16 protein-coding genes are annotated in these 20,786 nt (G+C 71.2%); 8 read left to right on the forward strand and 8 right to left on the reverse strand.

Annotated features, from left to right (window positions below; translation table 11 throughout):
* Positions 1–20: 20 nt before the first annotated feature.
* Genes NMN56_RS09275 through NMN56_RS09285 form a run of 3 tightly spaced genes read right to left on the reverse strand, consistent with a single transcriptional unit; the run spans position 21 to position 4,017 of the window.
* Complete coding sequence (locus tag NMN56_RS09275; RefSeq protein ID WP_274042448.1) at positions 21–2,123, reverse strand: hydantoinase/oxoprolinase family protein; 2,103 nt, start codon at positions 2,121–2,123, stop codon at positions 21–23.
* Complete coding sequence (locus NMN56_RS09280) at positions 2,120–2,989, reverse strand: PfkB family carbohydrate kinase (RefSeq protein ID WP_274042450.1); 870 nt, start codon at positions 2,987–2,989, stop codon at positions 2,120–2,122. Before NMN56_RS09280 ends, NMN56_RS09275 begins: the two co-directional genes overlap by 4 nt.
* A complete protein-coding gene (locus NMN56_RS09285; protein ID WP_274042451.1) occupies positions 2,989–4,017 on the reverse strand; it encodes an SIS domain-containing protein in 1,029 nt (342 codons plus the stop codon). The genes NMN56_RS09280 and NMN56_RS09285 overlap by 1 nt, the downstream gene beginning before the upstream one ends.
* A 224-nt stretch (positions 4,018–4,241) precedes the next feature.
* Between NMN56_RS09285 and NMN56_RS09290 the strand changes: the two genes are divergently transcribed.
* Together NMN56_RS09290 and NMN56_RS09295 are read left to right on the forward strand one after the other, a co-directional pair.
* Entirely contained in the window at positions 4,242–5,468 is a 1,227-nt protein-coding gene (locus NMN56_RS09290) for a LacI family DNA-binding transcriptional regulator (protein ID WP_274042453.1), read from the forward strand.
* 93 nt (positions 5,469–5,561) lie between these two features.
* Positions 5,562–6,734: an NAD(P)/FAD-dependent oxidoreductase gene (locus NMN56_RS09295; protein WP_274042454.1), complete on the forward strand. Its 1,173-nt coding sequence runs from the start codon at positions 5,562–5,564 to the stop codon at positions 6,732–6,734.
* Between the two features lie 712 nt (positions 6,735–7,446).
* Here NMN56_RS09295 and NMN56_RS09300 read toward each other — a convergent pair.
* Positions 7,447–8,244, reverse strand: a complete 798-nt coding sequence (locus tag NMN56_RS09300; protein ID WP_274042455.1) for a transglycosylase SLT domain-containing protein — start codon at positions 8,242–8,244, stop codon at positions 7,447–7,449.
* Between the two features lie 547 nt (positions 8,245–8,791).
* Here NMN56_RS09300 and NMN56_RS09305 point away from each other — a divergent pair.
* A complete protein-coding gene (locus NMN56_RS09305; protein WP_274042456.1) occupies positions 8,792–9,739 on the forward strand; it encodes a quinone oxidoreductase family protein in 948 nt (315 codons plus the stop codon).
* 179 nt (positions 9,740–9,918) lie between these two features.
* On the opposite strand, the gene uriT is transcribed toward NMN56_RS09305, so the two are convergent.
* Positions 9,919–11,388, reverse strand: coding sequence for a uridine transporter UriT (gene uriT / locus NMN56_RS09310; protein WP_274042457.1), 1,470 nt, complete (start codon positions 11,386–11,388; stop codon positions 9,919–9,921).
* A gap of 9 nt (positions 11,389–11,397) precedes the next feature.
* Complete coding sequence (locus NMN56_RS09315) at positions 11,398–12,369, reverse strand: nucleoside hydrolase (protein WP_274042458.1); 972 nt, start codon at positions 12,367–12,369, stop codon at positions 11,398–11,400.
* A gap of 391 nt (positions 12,370–12,760) precedes the next feature.
* On the opposite strand from NMN56_RS09315, the gene NMN56_RS09320 reads away from it, so the two are divergent.
* From NMN56_RS09320 to NMN56_RS09340, 5 genes are all read left to right on the forward strand, one after another.
* The gene (locus tag NMN56_RS09320) at positions 12,761–13,537 is read left to right on the forward strand and encodes a GntR family transcriptional regulator (protein WP_274042460.1); all 777 of its coding nucleotides are present in this window, start codon (positions 12,761–12,763) and stop codon (positions 13,535–13,537) included.
* Between the two features lie 495 nt (positions 13,538–14,032).
* Complete coding sequence (locus NMN56_RS09325) at positions 14,033–14,581, forward strand: TetR/AcrR family transcriptional regulator (protein WP_274042461.1); 549 nt, start codon at positions 14,033–14,035, stop codon at positions 14,579–14,581.
* Positions 14,578–14,946: a DMT family transporter gene (locus tag NMN56_RS09330; RefSeq protein WP_274042462.1), complete on the forward strand. Its 369-nt coding sequence runs from the start codon at positions 14,578–14,580 to the stop codon at positions 14,944–14,946. Before NMN56_RS09325 ends, NMN56_RS09330 begins: the two co-directional genes overlap by 4 nt.
* Positions 14,943–15,266: a DMT family transporter gene (locus NMN56_RS09335; protein WP_274042463.1), complete on the forward strand. Its 324-nt coding sequence runs from the start codon at positions 14,943–14,945 to the stop codon at positions 15,264–15,266. The genes NMN56_RS09330 and NMN56_RS09335 overlap by 4 nt, the downstream gene beginning before the upstream one ends.
* A 187-nt stretch (positions 15,267–15,453) precedes the next feature.
* Positions 15,454–16,293 carry a DUF8017 domain-containing protein gene (locus NMN56_RS09340; protein WP_274042464.1) on the forward strand — a complete coding sequence of 280 codons (840 nt, stop codon included), beginning with the start codon at positions 15,454–15,456 and terminating at the stop codon, positions 16,291–16,293.
* Positions 16,294–16,410: 117 nt separating this feature from the next.
* On the opposite strand, the gene NMN56_RS09345 is transcribed toward NMN56_RS09340, so the two are convergent.
* Positions 16,411–19,041: a galactose-binding domain-containing protein gene (locus NMN56_RS09345; protein WP_347178582.1), complete on the reverse strand. Its 2,631-nt coding sequence runs from the start codon at positions 19,039–19,041 to the stop codon at positions 16,411–16,413.
* Between the two features lie 42 nt (positions 19,042–19,083).
* The gene (locus NMN56_RS09350) at positions 19,084–20,712 is read right to left on the reverse strand and encodes a glycoside hydrolase family 13 protein (protein WP_274042465.1); all 1,629 of its coding nucleotides are present in this window, start codon (positions 20,710–20,712) and stop codon (positions 19,084–19,086) included.
* Between the last annotated feature and the right edge of the window lie 74 nt (positions 20,713–20,786).

The raw sequence follows: 20,786 nt of genomic DNA on the forward strand, positions 1-20,786 counted from the left end.
GGAGTTCCTGTTCGGTACGGCTACCGCCGCGCGGCGGCCGGTTCGGTGAGTTCGCTGAGCTCGATGACGAGGTTGGAGTGCGCGTCGACGGTGAGCAGGTCGCCGGGCAGCAGCACGGTGGTGGTGTCCATCTGCTCGATCACGGCGGGGCCCTCGACACGGTTGCCCGGCCTCATCAGCTCGCGGCTGTGCACGGGGACGGGTGTGAAGCCGCCCAGCTCCGGCAGGTGGACCTCGCGCACGCCGGTACGGGAGGCGGAGGCTTCGGCGCCGCCGGGCTGCTCGCGCGGCAGCTCCGCCTGGGGAACGGAGCCCACCGCACGGACCCGTAGCGTGACCGCCTCGACGGGCTCGCCGGGCGAGTCGTACCCGTACAGGCGCCGGTGCTCCGTACTGAAGGACTCCAGTACGGCGCCGACGGCGTCGCCGTCGAGGGGGCCTTCGGGTACCGGTACCGGGATCTCGTAGTTCTGTCCCGCGTAGCGCAGTTCGGCGGTGCGCTGGGTGCTCCGGTCCCCCGGTGCGACCTCTTCGCTCTCGAACCAGGTCGCGGCCTCGGCCGCCAGCTCCCCGTACAGCTCTCCCAGCCGCGCGGCCGAGGCGGCGGCGAAGGGCTGGATACGGGTGCGCGAGAAGTCAGCCCGTACGTCGGTCATCAGCAGCCCGAGCGCCGACTGGGCCCCGGGCGTCGGCGGCACGACCACCGTGCGCATCCCCAGCTCACGGGCGAGCCGCGAGGCATGCAGCGGTCCGGCGCCGCCGAAGGGCACGAGGGCGTAGTCGCGGGGGTCGTAGCCGCGCTGCACGGAGATCACGCGGATGGCACGCGCCATGTTCGCCGTGACGACCCGGAGGATGCCCTGCGCCGTCTCCTCGATGCCGAGCCCGGCGCGCTCGGCGAGCCGGCCGACGGCCGCGCGGGCCGCGCCCTCGTCCACGGACATCCGGCCGCCCAGCAGCTCGGTGGGGTTGAGCGTGTGCAGCACGACGTTGGCGTCGGTCACCGAAGCCTCGGTCCCCTTGCCGTAGCAGGCGGGGCCAGGATCCGCGCCGGCGCTGGCCGGACCGACCTTGAGGTGACCGCCGGCGTCCACCCGGGCGAGCGAGCCGCCGCCCGCGCCCACGGTGTGGATGTCCAGCATGGGCGTGCGGATGGGGCGCCCGTCCAGCTCCATGCCGGTGGTCACCTTCGGCACCCCGTCCCTGACCAGGGAGACGTCCGAGGAGGTACCGCCCATGTCGAAGGTGATGATGTCGGGGTGTCCAGCGGCCAGACAGATCCCGGCTGCGCCGACCACTCCGGTACTGGGCCCCGAGAGCACCATGCGGACGGGGAACTCCTCGGCGGCCTCGAACGGGATGATGCCGCCGTTGGACTGGGTCACATGCGGTACGGCGCCCAGGCCGCACGCCGCCAGCCGCTGCCTGAGCCTGGCGAGGTAAGCGGAGACGACGGGCCCCACATAGGCGTTGGTGGCCACCGTCGACAGGCGCTCGTACTCGCGGAACTCCGGCAGCACCCGGCTGGAGAGGGAGACATGGACCCCGGGCAGCTCCTCGGCGAGGATCTCCCCGATGCGCTCCTCGTGCGCGGGGTGCAGAAAGCTGTAGAGCAGACAGACGGCGACCGCCTGTACGTCCCGCTCGCGCAGCGTCTTCGCGGCCGTACGCACGTCCTGTTCGTCCAGCGGCGTCTCGACCCGCCCGTCGTGGCGTACCCGCTCGGTCATCTCCAGGCGCAGATCGCGCGGCGCGAAGGGCACGGGCTTGTCCGCCTGGAGGTCGTAGAGCCGCGGCCGGCGGCCCCGGCCCAGCTCCAGCAGATCGCGGAAGCCCCGTGTCGTGATCACACCCGTGCGGGCGCCCCGCTGGGTGAGCAGCGCGTTGGTGCCGACCGTGGTGCCGTGCGCGAAGTAGGCCACCTCCGCCATGGTGCGCTCGGCACCCTCCTGGTCTGCCCCGCCCATCTGGCGCAGGATCTCCTGGACCCCGTCCACGATCGCGCGGCCCGGGTCGTCGGGGGTGCTGGACACCTTCCGCACATGGATACCGCCGCTCTCCTCGTCGAAGGCGACGACGTCGGTGAAGGTGCCTCCGGTGTCGACACCGATGCGCAATGTCATGGTTTTCCTGCCTGGACTCGTGAGGGAACGGGGGTGCTGGAGAGGGGAGCTCCATGGCCGAATCCGCCGTACTCGGTGCATGCGGACGCCGCCGCCTCGGCCGCGTGAGCGAGCCCGGATTCCGGGTCGCCGTCCGCGACGAGGGTGGTGAGAAGGGTGCCGACGAAGGCGTCCCCGGCTCCGAGGGTGTCCACGGCCCGGGTACGGACCGCGCGCCGGCGCCAGAGAGCCGTGCCGTCGGTGAGCACGGCGCCCTCGGCTCCCCGCGTGGCCAGGGCCCAGCGGGCGCCCTGGTCCGTCGCTGTGCGGAGCAGTCTGATCGAATCCTCCTCATCCAGCTGTGACGCGGAGAACACCGCGAGGTACAGATGGGGAAGAAGGGGCTCGGCCCACGGCTCACGCCAGTGGTGCGAGAAGTCGAACGAGACCGCGGTACGGGCGGCCATCTGCGGCACCTGCGCGGCGAGCGAGCCGCTGTAGGCGGTGTGCGCGAGGTCGTAAGAGCCCAGCGCGCGCAGATCGTCAGGACCGAGGGAGAACGCGGAGACACCGTCGTCCGAGCCCCTGAAGACCCGGTCGCCGTCCTCCAGCCCGATCTCCGCCCAGGCGTTGGGCCCGTGCGCCGTGCGAACGCGGGAGGTGTCGACACGCTCAGCGCGCAGACCTGCCCGTACGACCTCCCCCGCGGGGTCGTCCCCCGTCACGCCCCAGTACGAGGCTTCGGCCCCGGCCCTGCGCGCGTACACCGCGACGTTGACGGCGTTGCCGCCGGGGAACATGGTGCCGCCTGCGCCCTCGGGCACAGCCGCTCCGGCGTACCGGTCGACGACGTTGTCGCCGATCCCCAGCAGACGCACGCGCCCCATCAGTACGCGACCCGGTACATGTACCTGCGCTGTGCGGTGTTGTGGCCGCGTTCGGCGGCGCAGAAGTCCAGCAGCCGCCGGGAGGCCGAGGCGATGGCGAGCGGACTGATCAGTCCGCGCTGGCCCTCGGGGACACCGGGCAGGGTGAAGTCGGCGGAGTCCAGCACCGCGTGGGTGTCGTAGTAGCGCTCGGCGAAGGCGACGGCACGTTCGCCCATGGGGCGGGTGGAGTCCTCGCCGTTGAGGATGAGCACCGGGTGCTGCCCGATGATCTCGAAGGGCCCGTGGAAGAAGTCACCCGCGCTGACCGCGGAGGCGTGCAGCCAGTTCATCTCCTGGAGATAGCAGGCCGCGAGCGCGTTGGCCGCACCGGAGTTGGGCCCGGCGCCGAGCACGTAGACCAGGTCGGCGTCCCGCCACTGGGCACCCACGCGGGCACCGAGCGGGGCCACCTCCTGCTTGGCCGACGTCAGCGCCTCCGGGATCGCCTCGACCGCGCGCCAGGCGGCCCGCGGGTCGGGGAGCGCGCCGGCCGCTTCCAGCACGGCGAGGGCGACCTGCGTGAAGTGGATGGCCTTGGGCTCGGTGACGGTCACATCGCTCGGATAGTCGAAGAGCACATCGGCCTCTTCGGCCATCGCCGAGTCCCCGGCCCGCGCGATTCCCGCGACGGTGGCGCCCGCCTTCTTGGCGAGCTGGACCGCCTCCAGGGTCTCGGGCGTGGCACCCGAGTGCGAGGAGGCGACAACGAGCGCCGAGCTGTCGAGCCCGGCCAGCGGGCGGTGGATCATCTCGGCGGCCGTCATCCGGTGCGAGACAGGCGAGACCGCGTGGCTCTCCATCAGGTCCTGCGCGGGGAACGTCGAGTAGAACGAGCCGCCGCAGCCGACGAAGTAGACGGTGCGCAGCCGGTCGGTGAGGCGGGACGCCAGCTCACGTGCCGTGGCCGCCTGGGCGACGGTGCGCTCCAGGGTCGGGGTGAGGTCGGTGGCGAGCGGGATGGGGTCGACGGCGACTGGCGACGGCATCGGGAGGATCTCCTTGGAACGGGACAGGTGCGTCCGCCACCGGAACGCCGGGCAGCGGCATGCGGAGCCGGCCCGGTACGAGACACCGGTTCCGGGATCGGGAACCGGGACTGAGAAGGTTCTCAGTGGCAGTGGTGAGAACCTTCTCAGCGCCCTTAGACTGTCGTCAACAGGTTCCCGGGAAGAGATTTTCGAGACGGCCGGCCGGGTCGGAGAGGGGCGAGGTGCCGCACAGGGAAAGAGGCTCGAATCCTCCGAGCATCGTCGAGGTCGCCCGCGAGGCAGGCGTCTCCACCGCAACGGCCGGCCGTGTTCTGGGCGGCTACGGACAGGCGAGCCCCGCCTCGCGCGCCAAGGTCGAGGACGCGGCCCGCCGCCTGTCCTACCGGCCCAACGGCCTTGCCCGCAGCCTCATCCACGGCTCGACGGAGACCGTCGGCGTCATCGTCACCGATGTCGGCAACTCCTTCTTCGCCAACGCCGTACGCGCCGTCACGGATGTCGTCCGCGCCGCCGGCTACGAGATGCTGCTGGCCAACACCGACTCCGACCCGGAAGCTGAGCGGCGGGCGATCCAGGTCATGTGGGAGAAACGCGTCGACGGGCTGATCGTCGCGCCCCAGTCGCCCGACAGCGCCGACCGGCTGCGCGCCCTGGCGGACGCCGGGCTCCCGCTCGTCCTGCTCGACCGGCCGCTGCCCACGTTGCCGCAGGTCGACCAGGTCATCGTCAACAACACCTCCTGCGCACGGAGCGCCGTGGGACACCTCGTACGGCTCGGTCACCGCCGTATCGCCGTACTCAGCGAGGCGGCCGAGGACTTCCCCCGGCTGCGCGACGCCGCCTCGGCCGACGGCGACGCCGAACGGCCCAGCGCCGCACGGCTCGTGGGCTACCTCGCGGCGATGCGCCGCGCCGGGCTCACCCCCGAACCCGGGCTGATCGTCCATTCCCCCTACGACAGGGACGCCGCCGCACACGCCGTGCTGCGCCTCCTGCGCCGCGATCCGGGGGTCACCGCACTGTTCTGCACCGACAACGTGCTCGCCTCGGGCGCGGTCGCCGCGCTCCAGCGCAGTGGGCGCGCGTGCCCCGACGACATCTCGCTCGTCGGCTTCGACGACCAGGAGTGGACCACCCTGGTCAGGCCCCGCCTGACGGTCGTACGCCAGCCGAACCGCGAACTGGGCAGCACGGCGGCCGAGCGCCTGCTGGAGCGGATCAGGGAACGGCGCGAAGGCGGCGGCAGTACCCGGGGAACGGAGCGGGAAGCGGAAACCGGCGGGACGGAACCGGCAGCGGGCGCCCGCGGGACGGGCAAGGGCACGGGGCCGGGCTCGCCACGTGCCACTGCCACCGCCACCGGCACCGAGGACGGGCAACGTCTGGTGCTGCGCGGACGGTTGGTCACGCGCGACTCCACGGGGCCGCCTCCCGGCACGGGGTCCTGACACGCGAACGGACGGAGCTGGCCGACGCGCACGCGCCTTCGCGGTGCGGAGGGGCCGGGGTACGACGGAGTGGGACACGTACGAAGGAGGCACATGGCATCGCGGCGCATCGCCGTCATCGGAGCGGGAGTCCTGGGGGCCGCGCTCGCCCACCGGCTGACCGCGGAACGGGACACATCCGTCGAGGTCACACTGCTGGACCGGGACCAACCTGGGCGGGGCACCAGCCGCTGGAGCCTCGCCTGGCTCAACTCCAACGGCAAGTCACCGCGCGCCTATCACGACCTCGGCGTGCACGGCATGGCCGCGTGGGAACGGCTGGCGAGGCGCACGGACGGCGACACGTGGTACCGGCCGGTCGGCAACCTCCGCTGGGCCGGGACCGAGAGGGGCACGCGGCTGCTGGCCGAGCGGGTCGCGTGGATGAGCGCCTGGGGATACGCGGCCGAACTGGTGGACCGGCACGAGGCAGCCCGCCTCGAACCCGCGCTGGACCTGCCCCCGGATGTCGCGCACGCCTCCTGGTTCCCCGGGGAGGGCTATGTGCTCACCGAGCCGCTGATCGCCTCCCTCGTGCAGCGGGCACGGGCGCGCGGCGCCGAAGTGCGCACCGGCAGCTCAGGGCAGGTGACCGCGGTGGAGGGCGAGGGCAGCGGGCCGCGTGTGGTGCGTACGGCGGACGGGGGGCAGTTGGAGGCCGACACCGTGGTGTGCTGCGCGGGCCGGTGGACACCGGAGGTGACGCGGCTGGCGGGAGCGCCCGGGGTCGGCGTCCCGATCGTCGATCCCGAGCCGCCGGGCTCCTCGGCGCCCGCACTGGTCGTCCGGGTCGGCCCCGTGCGCGAGGCACCCGTACGCGTGCTGCACACTCCCCTCGTACACCTGCGCGCGCACGGCGTCGACAGCGGGCAGGTCCATCTGGAGGCGGGAGATGTGACCGTCGATCTCCACACCCCGGACCACGAACTCGACGCCTGGGCCACGACCCTTCTGGAGCGCGCCCGCTCTCTTGTGCCCTCGCTCAAGGACGCGGAAATCCTCGCGAGAAAAGTGTGCGTGCGGCCTTTGCCGCTGGACGGATTGCCGGTCGTGGGCCCCGTTGCGGGAGAAGGCAGCCCCTATGTGGTGGTGACCCACAGCGGGGTGACTCTCGGCGCCGGTCTCGCCGAACTCGTGGCGGAAGAACTCCTGAAAGGCGAACGGCTACCGGCACTCGAACCGTTCAGACCCGACAGGTTCGAACCCGCGCATTCCACCGAGGGCTGACCCGCGCGTTCTTCCGAGGGCTGGTCCACGTATTCCCCCGAGGGCTGCCTCGCGTATTCACCCGAGGACTGAAGAGCCCGGAGCGGATAGATCTGCCTCCGGTAGGACATCGGGTAGGCGGAGAAGTCCGCGTACCGCCGGGGGAGCCGGTTCATGTTCGCCGCGACCCACGCCTGCGACTTGGACCGGCCGCCGCGTGCGAAGGCGGGGACCTGCCCGGTGACGGCCAGGCCGGCCACTGCGGCGGCGCCGAGGCCGAGTTGCAGGAACCGCTTGCGCCCCATCGCGTCGCCGGCCCCCTCTGCCGAACGGGGCGCGGGGTGACGGAGCCGCCCGAAGGCCCGGACCACCCGGGCCGTCGAGCGCGGCCCCAACCAGACTGAGCGTGGAGACTGAACGGGGAGACCACGTAAAGAGGAAGAGGGGCGTTAAGCGGGAACGCCGGGCGGCTGGACAGTGTGCGCGGTAAGGCTACGTGCCGCGTACATCGCGTGGCTTTTCGCGTTCCGTTGCCGATTTTGCCGGTGAGTCGAGGCGAGTGGTTCGCGCGCAGGGCATTCGCGGGAAGAGCAGAACCACTTACGCCTGGAAACCGTCGGCACAGAAAATGCCCTTGGCGGCCATACCCCGTGTGCAGGGGTGTGGCCGCCAAGGGCGGGTGTACTCGGTTGTGGGTGCGGTCGGTGTGCGCACCGAGCCGGATTTCCGAGTCTCAGTAGGCCGAGTTGACGTTGTCCATCGAACCGTAGCGGTCCGCCGCGTAGTTGCACGCCGCGACGATGTTCGCGACCGGGTCGTACTGGTCGGCGGGAGTTCCCTCGACGTGGTAGGCGTCGAAGGTCGGCTTGATCACCTGGAGCAGGCCCTTGGAAGGCACGCCATTCACGGCGTTGACGTCCCAGTTGTTGATCGCGCGGGGATTGCCGCCCGACTCGCGGATGACGTTGCGCTTGATGCCCTCGTAGGAGCCGGGAATTCCGTGCTGCTTCATGACGGCCAGCGATTCGCGGATCCAGCCGTCCAGGTTGTCGGGGTAGGCGGGCTGGGCCGGGGCGCGCTTGGCCGAACGCGAGGCCGCCTCCTTTTTGGCGCGCTCCTGCTTGGCTGCCTGGGCCGCGCGGTCCTTTGCGTCCTGCGCCTCCTTGGCCGCCTTCGCCTGCTTGGCTTCCTTCGCTTCCTTGGCGTCCTGCGGCTCGGCCGCTGCCTCGGTCTTCTTCTCGTCCTTCGCGTCGGCGCCCTTGGCGTCCTTCGCATCGTCCTTGGCGTCCGGCTTCTTGCCACCGGGCAGCGTGGTGAGTTCCTGACCCTGCTTGGGGAGAGTCGAGGAGTCCATCGAGTACGCGGCGCTCTGGGTGGAGGTCTTCTTGGCTATGGCCTGGTCGGAGTCACCGTGCGCCGCGGTACCGGGGAGAACCGTCAGGGCGAGCGCGGCGGCGCCGGCGGTGCCGAGGCCGATCGAGGAATACTTCTTGGCCTTCGTGCTGAGCGTGAAGCCAGTATTGCTGGGCATAAGAAGATCGGAACCTTTCCATCACTGGCGTCGCATAGGCGGGGAGCCCTGGGGGAACGCCGAGTTCTGTTTCACGGCGCCGTGCGACGACGGAAATTCTTAGAGGCTCCGAATCGGTTAAGCAATACTGTGACGTACTACCTGAATTCGGGGGCGAAGGATGTGCGGAACAGTTTCGCGGTATTGCATTCCAGGTCGTGGCCTTATCGCATACCACTAGCCCTGTTCGTAAGTGACGTGCGCCCTATGTGCGGGCTCACACCCGCTGGACTTTTACCGCACTGCGCGTCACGAGATATGCGCGTTATGTTCGGAGTTTGTCCGGCTTTCCCGGCAAGCCGGGCATCGGCCCTGAAAAGGGGTCCGAGTTTCCCGGAGAAAGCGCAGGTGGCAGCACCTGCGGTGGCGAGCGGCAGTGCCGTCACGCCCTCCGCGACTCTACGATGTCCGGGCCGGACGGGCCGGGCCGGGGGTGCCCCCGGCGAAGGACCGGCTCCGGGCCGCTGAGAAGCCGCTGAGCAGCCGCCGAGAACGCGAGAGGTACGAGATGCGGACATCCCGTCTGTACGCCTGGGGCAAGACCGTCGAGATCGAGGAGACCGGCCCGCTGGGGCAGCCCGCCGATGGCGAGGTGATGGTCGCCATGGAGGCGGCGGCGGTCGGCCATCTCGACCTCACCGTGATGACGGGGACCTTCTCCTACCGCCCGGAGCTGCCCTTCACGCCCGGCGCTGTCGGGGTCGGCACCGTCACGGCAGGGGAGCCGTCTCTGGTGGGCAAGCGGGTACTCGTACGGGGCGGCGGGGTCGGCCTGGAGCGGGCCGGCACATGGGCCCAGCAGGTCGCCGCGCCGGTGGATGCCGTGCGGGTGGTCCCCGACGGCGCCGACGCGGCGCTCGTCGCGACCTGGTTCGCACCCGTCACCACGGCCTGGGCTGCCCTCGGACCCGTCGGCCGGATCAGCGAGGGCGAGCGAGTGCTGGTCACAGGGCCGCGCGGCGGTGTGGGCTCGATGGCCGTGCAGCTGGCGGCACGCGCGGGAGCACATGTCATCGCGCTGGTCCGCGACGAGAAGGAGGCAGCAGCCGTGCCCTCGGCTGCTGCCGAGGTCGTCATCGGGCAGGGCCGTGCGGCGCAGGAGCGGCTGGCGGCGCTGGGCGGCGTCGACGCCGTACTGGACACCGTCGGCGGCGACACCGTCCCCACCCTGCTGCCCGCCATCGCGCCGGGCGGCCGAGTCGTCATGATCGGCTACGTCGCGGGGAAGACCCTCACCCTCGACCTGCCCAACCTCATGGCGGCCGACGTCAGCCTCCTGCCGGTGAACATGGTCCGCCGCAGCGTGCCCGACGACGTGCTCACCACCCTGCTCACCGAACTGGGGAGCGGCACCTTCGCCCTGAACACCCTCACCTTCCCCCTCACGGACCTGAACAAGGCACTGGAGGTCCGCGCCGGCAGCGGCGTCTCCGGCACCGTCGCCGTGACCATGTGATCCGCCGCGGCGCGGGGAGCGTACGGTCAGCGTTGCCCGAGTCCGCCGAGACGGTGTCGTGCAGAAGGAGACGCTGCCGTACGTGAACGAGACGCTGGCGTCTGAAGACGGCGCAACCTGGCTGTGCACGACTGGTGCTTCGGCGGCCGGGGCGGCGGTGGCCGGCACGGCCGCCGTCGTCATGGTGAGGTCTCTGCGGGGGAGGGGGCGGAGTGCGACTCGGGCGGGGAGGCGGGGATCTCGGCCGTGTGGGGGCGCGGGATGAGGAACGAGGTGGCGTAGGCGGCGGCGAGGACGGCGGCGCCGGTGAGCATCGCGGCCACGTATCCGCCGGTCGAGGAACTGCCGTGCGGGCTGCCCGTGACCTGTACGGCGGAGAGCAGCGCGAAGCTCAGGCCGGCGCCCAGCCCGAACGCTGCCGAGATGAGCCCGGGGAGGAAGCCGGGGTGGTCCTTGGGGGCGAGTACGACGCCGAGCAGGTTGAGGATGATGTTGGCGGTGCCCGCGTAGGTGACGCCCAGCAGGACGGTGCAGCCGATCATGACCGGCACCGAGTGCACGCCCACCAGCGCCATCACCGCGACGACTACGGCGCTGCCCAACAGGCCCCAGCGCAGCATCCGGCCGTAGCCGACGACCGGCGCCAGCCGCCCGGTGAAAGGCCCGACGAGCCAGCCCACCAGGGCGATCGGGGTGAGGAAGAGCAGCGAGGCGACGCTCGCGCCCATGCCGAATCCGGCGTGCTCGTTCTGTACGAACGAGATGAGGACGCCGTTGACGATCGCGAACACGCCGATGAGGGTGAGCAGCGTCGTCAGCAGGGGCGCCCAGGTGGCGCGCTGCTTCAGATCGCTGATCCGGACCAGGGGATGCGGGCTGCCCTTCTCGGTCTTCCAGAACGCGGCGAAGGAGAGGGCGGCGACCGCCAACAGCCCCGCTGCGAGCGGCCAGTTGGCTGAACCGAGCTTCTTGGCCTGCTCAACGGCCAGGAGCAGCGCCGCAGCGCTCACCACGAGCGGCAGCACCCCTCGCCAGTCCATCGGGGTTCCGGCCGAGGGCCGTGATTCGGGGCAGCCCACCGCGACCGCGACGACGGCCAGTACCGCGACGACGGCGATGGTCCAAAAGACGCTGCGGAAGCCGAAGGTGGAGGCCAGCCAACCGCCCGCCAGCGCGTCCACCCCGGCGACGCCGCCGTTGACGGCGGTGACCACGCCCATGAGGGTGCCGAAGCGCCGGGGGTCGGCGACCTCGGAACGCAGCGTCAGCAGCGAGATCTGGACGACGGGGCCCGAGACGCCCTGGACGACGCGCGCGAGGTCGAGCACCGCGATGTTCGGCGCGAGCGCGGCCAGTACGGAGCCCGCGGTGAGGACGACCAGCATCCCCAGCAGGACACGGCGGCGCCCCGCGATGTCGCTGAAGCGGGGCAGGAAGAGGGAGAACATCGCGCAGGCGGTGAAGAACGCCGTCTGCGAAAGGCCGGTGCCCGCCTCGTCGGTACGCAGCTCGCGTGCCATGGTGACCAGCGCGGGACTGAGCATGCTGGCGTTGAGCTGGAAGGCCACACAGGCGGCCAGCAGCGCTGTCATCAGCGCCACGGTGCCCGCCGTCTTCTGCGCGGGCGGGGCGGTCGGATCAGGTGCCATGGCCGTGTCTCACCTCGTTGTCCGGCACAGCCGCTCGATGAGCAGCTCGGGAAAGGTGCCGTCGGTCTCCAGGACCACGGCCGCGTTGGCTTCGGGCTGTGCGGGGTAACCGCGGTGCAGGCCGCGGGTGTCGGCGACGACGGCGCCCCGTGCGGCGCCGTCCGCCGTGTCGACGGTGACGGACAGCCGGGGCGCCGATGTGGGCGTGACCTCGCCGATGGCGATGGCGGCGGCGAGCGGGTCGTGGAGGGCGGCGCCGCGGAACGGCAGGGCCGTCTCCTCGTGGAAGGTGAAGTAGAAGTCGAGGATCTCGCCCGCCAGTTGGCAGAGCGGGGTGCCGTTGGCGAGCAGCCGCTGCCGGTGCGCCTCGGTGAGGTTCTCGCGCATCGTCACATCGAGGGGGACGAGGGTGACGTCCCAGCCGGCGGAGAGCACCAGTTCGGCCGCTTCCGGGTCGTTGCCGATGTTGGCCTCGGCGACGGGGCTGATGTTGCCCGGGTGGTGGATGGCGCCGCCCATCACCGTCACGTGCCGCACCAGTTCGGGCAGCCGGGGTTCCTCGCGCAGGGCGAGGGCCAGGTTGGTCAGCGGTGCGGTGGCGAGTATCTCCAGCTCGCCTCCGGCCTCCTCGGCGGTGTCGATGATGAGCCGGGTGGCGTGCCGGGGGTCGAGCGCGGTGGTCGGGTCCGGCCGCGTGACGCCGCCGAGTCCGCCCTTTCCGTGGACGAAGTCGGCCTCGGGGCGTGTCACACCGCGCAGGGTGGTGCCCGCGCCGGCGGCGACGGGGATCCGGGCGCGGCCGGCGGTCTCCAGCACCTGGAGCGTGTTGCGCGCGGCCAGTTCGGCGCTGGTGTTCCCGGCGACCGTCGTGACGGCGCGCAGGTCGACGCCCGGGGTCTGGCACAGGTAGAGGAGCGCGATGGCGTCGTCGATGCCGGTGTCGCAGTCCATGAGCAGCGGACGGGAGGTGATGTCGGGCATGGGTGTTACTTCCGCGTGAGAGGGCGTGACAGCTCCGGGCCGTGACACGGGAGGCGATGCCTCCCGCACCGACGATCCAAGATTGTCGGACAAATAATGTGCGGTGAGATTAGCCCCGCACTGCGATCGGGACAAGGGGGTCACCGGCGATCGCCGGTGAGAGATGCGGAACACCAGCGGGCGCGGCCACCGGGCCCGCGCTCCGGACTCATGGCACTGCACGCGTACGAGCGCCTGCTCGTCGGGGCGGTGGCCTCCGGGTCGCCGGGTGCGCCGACCGGCGGGAAGCGGTGGATCACGGCGGGGCTACCCTGGAACGCACATCTGGCCGGTTCGGTGTCACAGCCATGCGGTCGCCATAGAATGTCCGACATAAGTTTCCGGAGCTGCTATGCCCCGACAGGGAGACCGCCGCCACTCGCCCCGCGTCCGGCTCTACCAGCGGATCGTGGCCGCCATCGACGACGGCACCTTCCCGCCCGGCGCCAGGCTGCCCCCCGAGCCCGAGCTGGCAGGCCGCCTCGGCGTGAGCCGCTCCGCCCTGCGCGAGGTGCTCATCCTGCTCCAGGAGGACGGCGTCATCACCCGCCGCCAGGGCTCGGGCAGTACGGTCAACCAGCGCCCGCCGGCTCCCGGGCTCGAACGCCTGCTGCCCGTCGAGGAGTTGCTCGGCCCCGGCGCCGTGCGGTGTCACCGCCGCGCGGTCGAACTGGAGGAGCCGACCGACTTCTCCGGCCACCACCTGCGGATGGCTCCGGCCGAACGCTCCCGCTTCTGGGAAACCGTCGTCGAGGTGGACGGGGCACCCGCCTGCTTCGCGCACGAGTGGGCCGCCGACGAGTCCGTGCTGCGCACCGTCGCGGGGCCGGCGCTCATCGAGGCACTCGCGGCCCCGGGCGCCGGCGAGGTCACCGAAGAGGGTTCCGTGGCCGCGGGTACCATGCTCGCCGTCTTCCTGGAGGCCGCACCCGGCCTGGCGTTCACGGCCCGCAGCACGCTCGGCGCGACCGTGCTCGGAGAGGAACGCGGCCGGGCCGTCTCGCGCGCACCGGAGACACCGGCCCTGCTCCTCACCCAGACCGTCTCGGCGTCAGGCCGCCCCCTTCTGTCCGCCAAGTACCTCTTCCCCGGAGGCGCCCCGCCGCTGGCCCTGACCCCGCGCCGCTGAGCTTGTTCTTCGGCCTCTCAACCGCCGTGGAGCGATGACTGTCTTCTCGCGGCGGATGGTTTTCGCCCGGCGGATGATTTTCGCCCACGTCGTACGGGTTGCCCGGGCGTCTGCCTCGGGTTGCTCGCTGCGGAGAAGCGCTGCGCGGCGGCCATCCCGGGCCCGCCATCCCCCCCGCTGAACCGCTGGTGGAGACGCAGCGGCAGCTCTCCGGTCCGCCGGGTCGCCGTGCGCCTCCAGGTCCTGAGCAGGGTCAACGCCGCGTGCTGGTGGTCGGTGATGCTGCGCGAGCCGCATGCGAGCCGCGCGCCTGCCATCGCGAGCGGGCCCGGCGCGGTCGCGCCCGGCGTTCAACTCACGAGCGCTCTCGGGGCGCTCCACAGGCACCACCGGACGTGGGGGCGGCTCACGCGGCCAGCCGGCCAGCCGGCCGACCGGCCGGCCGGGAGCACCGCGACGTCGCTTACTTTACCTTCCGGATGGTAAAGTAGCGCTATGGCAAGGAACGCAAAGCCTCAGATCCTGGACGGTGCGCTGGAGTTGCTCCGAGTGGAAGGCGGTGGGGCGATCACTCTGGACGCGGCGGCCAAGCAGGTCGGGCTGACCAAGCCGGGGCTGATGTACCACTTTCCGACCAAGGAAGCGCTGATGCTCGGTGTCGTCGATCATGTCGCCGAGAGATGGGAGAAGCTCCTGCTGGACCGGCTGGGCCGGCCACTGGAGGCGGCCTCTCCGCACCAGCGGATTCGCGCCTATGTCGAAGTGGCCCTGACCACGCGGTTCGACCGGGCGGACTACGCGATCTACTCGGACGCGCACTACCGCGACGCGCTGACCGACACCTGGGTGCGCCGCTTCGAACCGTGGCTCGCCCTCCCCAGCACCCTCCCGGACGCGGCACGTGCCCGGCTCACCGCAGCCCGGCTGCTCGCCGACGGTTACTGGGTTGCCGCCACCACCGGCGTCTTCCCCGTCCCCGACCACGACCGTGACCGGCTCCTCGCACTGGCCGAGACCCTCTTGGAAGACGAGGCACCCTCATGAGGAAATGGCTGCTGCTCACCGCGGCGATCCTGCTCGAAGTCACCGCCGCGCTCTCTCTGCGCGGGGCCCTCGACCACCCGGCCCTGTACATCCTCGTGCTGGTCGGCTACGTCGGCGCCTTCGCCGGCCTGGCCATGGTGCTGCGCGCAGGACTGGCGCTCGGTGTCGCCTACGGCATCTGGGGCGCCTCCGGCGTCGCGCTGACCGCCGTGATGGCGACCGCTCTCTTCGGGGACCCCCTGACCGCGATCATGGGTGTCGGTATCGCTCTCGTCGTCGCCGGGGTGCTGTGCGTCGAACTCGGCTCGCAGGCCGCGCTGGCCGCGCGGGCCCGCTCGCACGAGAAGGAAGGAGCGACGCCATGACCTGGTTCTTCATGACCGGCGCCATCCTGACTGAAGTCGCCGCCACGCTGTCACTGCGGATGGCATCTCAGGGTGGCGGCAAGAAGTGGCTCGTCGCGGTGCTCGTCGGCTACCTGGCCGCGTTCGCCTTCCTCACCCTGACACTGGACGGCGGCCTCGCCCTCGGTATCGCCTACGGCATCTGGGCGGCGAGCGGCGTGGCACTGACCGCCGTGGCCTCTCACGTCCTGTGGCAGGAACCTCTCACCAAGGTCATGGGGCTGGGTATCGGCCTCATCGTCATCGGCGTCCTGTGCATCGAACTCGGCGCCGCCCACTGAGACCTGCTTCCCCCGCCGTCGGCGGGGGAAGCAGGTCTCACCTCACCAGCCGCTGGACCGGGGACACACCCTGGACGGAGGGAGCAAAGGGGGCGCCGACGACGGCGTCGGTCGGGTCGGCAGTGGAGCCTACGCTTCCGCCCCACCGGGTCAAGAAGGGCTGCGCGGTTCCCATAGGGTTGCGATCATGTCTTCGTCAAACGATCCCCAGCGCGCCGCGCGGCGCGAGCCGTTCATCCGGATACCGGCAAGCCGGAAGAGGAAAACCCTGGTCGTGGCCCTCGGTATCGGCATGGCCCTCGCTCTGAGCGGGTGCAACGACGACACGGGCAAGTCCAAGGACAAGGACACCGACTCGGCCAAGAAGCCCTCGGCTGAGTCGTCACCGTTGTCACCGTCCTCGGCGCCCGCGGGCCCCTCGGGCAACAAGCCGCTGGTGGCGGGGTGGCAGACACAGACGGGGAAGAAGCACCACTTCCGCTACGACGTGCCGGCCAAGGCCAAGAAGTGGAAGGTCCTCGACAAGGGCATGGCCCTCTCCTACACGGACAAGGGCGGCAAGCCGATCGTCGTCATGACGGGAGCCGCCAACTACCGTGAGGGCGGCTGCAGTTCGAGCCCCAACCCGAAGGCGTTGGGCGAGGCGGGCAAGGGTCAGCTCGCCACGGTCGGTACCACAGGCGGCGGCAAGGACGGCTCGCTCCAGGAGAACGCCCGCAACTGGGCGGGCAACTGGGGCTTCGCCGCGTACGGCGGCGAGGAGCACAAGCCCAAGGTCAAGGTCAGCACCCCCAAGCCGCTGAAGCAGGGCGGTATCGAGGGCTACACCGCGACCGCCAAGGTCACCGTCACCAACCGGCCGGGCTCCTGCGTCCCGCCGACCGCTGTCGTGCACAGCATCGCGCAGAAGCTCCCCGACGGCACCATGCACGGCTGGGTGATCTACGCGGACCAGGGGGTCCCGAACGCGCTGACCCCCACCGAGATCAAGAAGATCATGAGCACCGTCAGGTCGACGGACAGCTGACGCCGTACGCGCCAGGGCCGCGCGGCGGCCCTCCGCCTCGCTGCCCGGGACCCGGCGCCGTCCCCGGTCCCGGGCAGCCGTGCGTACGGTGGCGGCCCGGGACCGGAGACGTGTGCCTCACTCGATGGTGACCTTGAACGTGGATGTCGTGTTACGTACGTCCTCCGCGTTGTCCCGCAGGGTAAGCCCGCGGAACGTCGCCTGACCCACGGCGGGTCCCTGTCCCGCCTCGGGCATCTCGTTGGCCCAGATCCCGAAGCCGGACTTGTGGTCGTACTCGTCGCCGCTCCTCTTCGCCCCGGAGATCGTCACGTCGCTCAACTCCGTGTCCTCGACCGGGTTCTGCGGCTGTCCTCCCACGTAGTTCGTCTGGAACATGATCCCGTGGTACGTCGGGTCCGTGATCTCCGCGCCCTTCACCCGGATCGCCTTGAACGGCTTCGAGGCCGAGAACATCCAGATGCCGGGGAAGGTCTGACCGTTCCAGAAGTGGCCGCCCGCGCGCTCGATGCCCAGGTTCTCGAACGTGGTCTGCCCCGGCCCGAACCCGTTCATCGGGAAGCCGAAGTCCAGCGAAGAGATGGTCACTCCGGAGTAGACCAGGGTGTCCGTGACCCGGATGTTGCGGAAGGTGTTGAGCTGGCCGCCGTAGACGGCCAGGCCGGCGGCCCGCCAGGTGAGCTTCGAGGTCAGGTTCTCGTAGACGTTGTTCGTCTGCTCGCCGCCGCCCGAGTCCAGCGCGGAGAACAGCGCGAACGAGTCGTCACCCGTTGACCTGGTCTCGTTGTTGGTCACCAGGTTGTCGCTGGAGCCGTTGGTCATGTTCAGACCGTCGGCGAAGGTGTTGCGGATGCGGTTGTCCTTGAGCGTCATCCTGTCGGTGTTGGCGCCCCAGTAGAGGCAGACCATGTGCTCGGCCCAGATGTTCTCGATGGTGATGCCGGAGACGTTCTGGAAGTCGAAGACCTTGCCGGGGCCGTCGATGCGCGAGGTGTAGTTGCCGAAGTAGGCGAAGCCGGCGAACGTCGAGCCGTTCGCGCCGTTGTCGGCGCGGAAGCCGACATCGGTGTTCTCCTGTCCGGACGGTGCGTGGAAGCGGGTGAACCACGGCCCCGCACCGATCACCTTCACCGGCTTGCCGTAGACCTGGAACTTGCTGGACGTCTGGTAGTCGCCCGGCGGCAGATACACGCCCTGGATCTTCCCTGTGGTGTCCATCCTGGCCTGGTCCAGCGCGTTCTGTACGTCCTGGTGGCCGAACCCGGCAGGCTCGACGAACGCTCCGGAATCCGGGTTCGGCGTGGCGGAGACCTTCTCGAAATCGACGAAGTCGATCGCGTACGAGGAGGAGTTGTCCGCGTCCTTCTGGAGCCTGACCGTGCTCCCTGCCGGAACCGTACGGCCGAGGTCGAGCTGCGCCTCGTCGTAGATGTGCCGGGCCGGGCCGGCACCCGGGTTGTTGACCGGGGACGCCTCGGCGCCGTACAACCAGGCGTACTTGGACGTCAGATCCAGCGGCTTCACCTTCTCGCCGTCCACGTAGACGTTCAGCGTGGCGTTCGTCCCGCCGCCGCCGGGCGCGTCCGGAATGGAGAAGCGGGTGGCCAGGGTGTTGGTCTCGGCCGCGGTCGTGAACTCGACGTACTGGCCGGTCTCCTTGAGCGTCACGGCCTTACGCCCCGACGCCTCGCCCGCCAGGTCGCCGATCTTCCGGTTGGCCCCGACCACCTGGGCGCCTCCGCCCGCGGTGCCCGCCTCCGCCTCGACGGTGGTGTACGGCATGTCGGCGCCGGTCGCCGCGCCGGTCGTTGCGCCGCCCTTGACGGTCTTGGCGGCCTTGACGGTCTCGGCGGACCCGGCAGCCTTGGTGGCCTTGGTACTACCCGCGCCCTTCGCGAGTCCGGCGCCGCTGCGGGGCGGCTTGAAGGCCGCGCGCGGGGAGCTTTCGCCCGCCGCGACGGTACGGGTGGCCGCGCGGCTGTCGGGGGACTGGTTGCCCGCCGCGTCCCGGGCCCGCACTGTGTAGTCGACGGAATCGGCCTTCCGCGCGGTGCCGCCCGGCGCCATGGTGTCCTTCCAGCGCGTCGCCTTCGCGGGCAGCCCGGCGCGCAGCCGGCCGTCGGCGTAGACGTCGTAGCCGGCGACTCCCGGTATCCGTTCCCAGCGCAGCGTCGCACCGTCCAGCCGGACGCCGCGCGGCGTCTTCGGGGGAGCGGTGTCGCCCGACTTCGCGCGGTACACGGCGAGTTCGCCGACCCGGTGGGCCCCGGCCACCCGGACGTACCTGACCGGCGCCCCGTCCAGCCGCAGTGTGACCTCGCCCTTGCGTGCCCGCGCGTCGGACAGCTCCACGAAGTCCCGGCCGTTGACGGAGCCCTGGAGCTGTACCCGCTGTGCCTTGCCGGGCAGCTTGAGTTCCACCCGGTCCAGGCGGCGGGTCGCGCCGAGGTCGGCCCGCACCCAGCGTGAGGTGCTGCCCTTCGCGTACGACCGGGGGTCGCCGTCGTGCGCGCGGGCCGCCCCGTCGCCGGTGAGGTGGACGGGGAGGGGCCCGGCACCCTTGCCGGCCGCCGCGCCGTCGGGCGCGGCCTCGGCGGAGAACGCCTGCCAGCCGGTCGCCAGCAGTCCGGTGCTGAGCACGGCGGCCAGCACGGACCGCCAGGCCCTTCGGCGCGGGGCGCCGCGTGGGGAGCTGCGCGGAGCCGCGCGTGGAGTGGTGCGTGGAGTGGTGCGTCTTGTGGTGCCCATGACATTCCCTTCTGTGGGGAGAGGGAGGCGGCCGTGCCCGGGTCAGGCCCGCAGCCAGACCGCCGTGTCCTGCGGCAGCGTGCCCACTGGTGTCAGGGGGCCGCTGGCCAGCAGAAGTTCGGAGTGCGCTGGGAGCATCACGTCCGGTGCTCCGAGGTTGACCACGCACAGCAGAGTGCCGCCGTCGCCGCGGCTGCCGTCGTCCCCGGCTCCGGCGCCGGGGAGGCCGGCTCCGTCGCCGTGCGGCATGCTCCGCGCGAACGACAGCACGTGCGGGTCGTCCGTACGCAGCCAGCGCAGGGGGCCGGCGTCGCGGAAGGAGCTGCGCAGCCGCAGCGCCGTGCGGTAGAGCGCGAGCATCGAGTCCGGGTCCGTGGCCTGCCGTTCGGCGGCGTAGCGCTCCCAGCCGTCGGGGCGAGGCAGCCAGGAAGGGCCGTCGCCGTCGGCTGACCAGGGCAGCGGTACCCGGCAGCCGTCCCGGCCCGGATCCACGCCGCCCGACCGCGCGTGCATCGGATCCTGGATCAGTTCGCGCGGGATCTCGGCCTCGGGCAGGCCCAGTTCCTCGCCCTGGTAGAGGTAGACGGAGCCGGGCAGGGCCAGGGAGAGCAGTGCGGCGGCGCGCGCCCTGCGGGTGCCCAGCGCCAGGTCGCTGCGGACCCCGAACCGCTTGCGCTCGAAGGCGAACCCGGTGTCCTCGGCCCGCCCGTAACGCGTGACCGTACGCGTCACGTCATGGTTGGCCAGCACCCACGTGGCGGGCGCTCCGACCGGGGCGTGCGCTGCGAGCGTGAGGTCGATGGAAGCGCGCAGCTCGACCGCGTCCCACGGGCGGGCCAGGAAGTCGAAGTTGAAGGCGGTGTGCAGCTCGTCGGGGCGCAGATAGCGGGCGAAGCGTTCGGCGTCGGGCAGCCAGATCTCGCCGATCAGCACGGCCCCGTACTCCTCCGCGATCCGCCGCCAGGAGCGGTAGACGCCGTGCAGCTCCGGCCTGTCGTGGAAGGGATGCGGGCCCGCTTCGGCGTCGCGCGGCATGTCGGGCAGCCCTTCGGCCTTGGCGAGCAGCGCGGCCGAGTCGATCCGTACGCCTGCCGCGCCGCGGTCGAGCCAGAACCGCAGGACGTCCTCGTGTTCCTGGCGCACCTTCGGGTGGCTCCAGTTGAGGTCCGGCTGTTCGGGAGTGAACAGGTGCAAATACCACTGGCCGCTCCCGGTGCGCGACCAGGGCACGCCGCCGAACTCGCTCACCCAGTCGTTCGGCGGCTCGGGGGAGGGCGGGCTGAAGTGGAACAGTTCCTGTTCCGGCGAGCCAGGCCCGGCGGCGAGCGCCGCCCTGAACCACGGGTGCTGGTCCGAGACATGGTTCGGCACGATGTCCACGATGGTGCGCAGGCCCAGCTCACGCGCCTCGGCGAGCAGCTTCTCCGCCTCGGCGAGGGTGCCGAAGGCCGGGTCGATGGTGCGGTAGTCGGCGACGTCGTAGCCGCCGTCGGCGAGCGGCGAGAGGTACCACGGGGTGAACCACAGCGCGTCCACGCCGAGTTCGGCCAGATACGGCAGCCGGGCGCGGACGCCGGCCAGATCGCCGGTGCCGTCGCCGTTCCCGTCGGCGAAGGAGCGTACGTACACCTGATAGATGGCAGCGCTGCGCCACCAGTCCGTGGGGGACAAGGGAGGAGTCCTTTCGTACGGGTCGTACGGGAGCAGCCGAGGAGGGGCGGACCGCCTGCGGGCCGGCCGTGTAC

Source organism: Streptomyces iconiensis (genome assembly GCF_028657195.3).
Taxonomy (GTDB): Bacteria; Actinomycetota; Actinomycetes; order Streptomycetales; family Streptomycetaceae; genus Streptomyces; species Streptomyces iconiensis.

Bases quoted from the DNA above. Each gene is read 5' to 3' on its own strand.
- NMN56_RS09275 (WP_274042448.1), bottom strand. From the start codon at position 2,123: ATGACATTGCGCATCGGTGTCGACACCGGAGGCACCTTCACCGACGTC.
- NMN56_RS09280 (WP_274042450.1), bottom strand. From the start codon at position 2,989: ATGGGGCGCGTGCGTCTGCTGGGGATCGGCGACAACGTCGTCGACCGG.
- NMN56_RS09285 (WP_274042451.1), bottom strand. From the start codon at position 4,017: ATGCCGTCGCCAGTCGCCGTCGACCCCATCCCGCTCGCCACCGACCTC.
- NMN56_RS09295 (WP_274042454.1), top strand. From the start codon at position 5,562: ATGGCATCGCGGCGCATCGCCGTCATCGGAGCGGGAGTCCTGGGGGCC.
- NMN56_RS09300 (WP_274042455.1), bottom strand. From the start codon at position 8,244: ATGCCCAGCAATACTGGCTTCACGCTCAGCACGAAGGCCAAGAAGTAT.
- NMN56_RS09305 (WP_274042456.1), top strand. From the start codon at position 8,792: ATGCGGACATCCCGTCTGTACGCCTGGGGCAAGACCGTCGAGATCGAG.
- uriT (WP_274042457.1), bottom strand. From the start codon at position 11,388: ATGGCACCTGATCCGACCGCCCCGCCCGCGCAGAAGACGGCGGGCACC.
- NMN56_RS09315 (WP_274042458.1), bottom strand. From the start codon at position 12,369: ATGCCCGACATCACCTCCCGTCCGCTGCTCATGGACTGCGACACCGGC.
- NMN56_RS09320 (WP_274042460.1), top strand. From the start codon at position 12,761: ATGCCCCGACAGGGAGACCGCCGCCACTCGCCCCGCGTCCGGCTCTAC.
- NMN56_RS09325 (WP_274042461.1), top strand. From the start codon at position 14,033: ATGGCAAGGAACGCAAAGCCTCAGATCCTGGACGGTGCGCTGGAGTTG.
- NMN56_RS09330 (WP_274042462.1), top strand. From the start codon at position 14,578: ATGAGGAAATGGCTGCTGCTCACCGCGGCGATCCTGCTCGAAGTCACC.
- NMN56_RS09335 (WP_274042463.1), top strand. From the start codon at position 14,943: ATGACCTGGTTCTTCATGACCGGCGCCATCCTGACTGAAGTCGCCGCC.
- NMN56_RS09340 (WP_274042464.1), top strand. From the start codon at position 15,454: ATGTCTTCGTCAAACGATCCCCAGCGCGCCGCGCGGCGCGAGCCGTTC.
- NMN56_RS09345 (WP_347178582.1), bottom strand. From the start codon at position 19,041: ATGGGCACCACAAGACGCACCACTCCACGCACCACTCCACGCGCGGCT.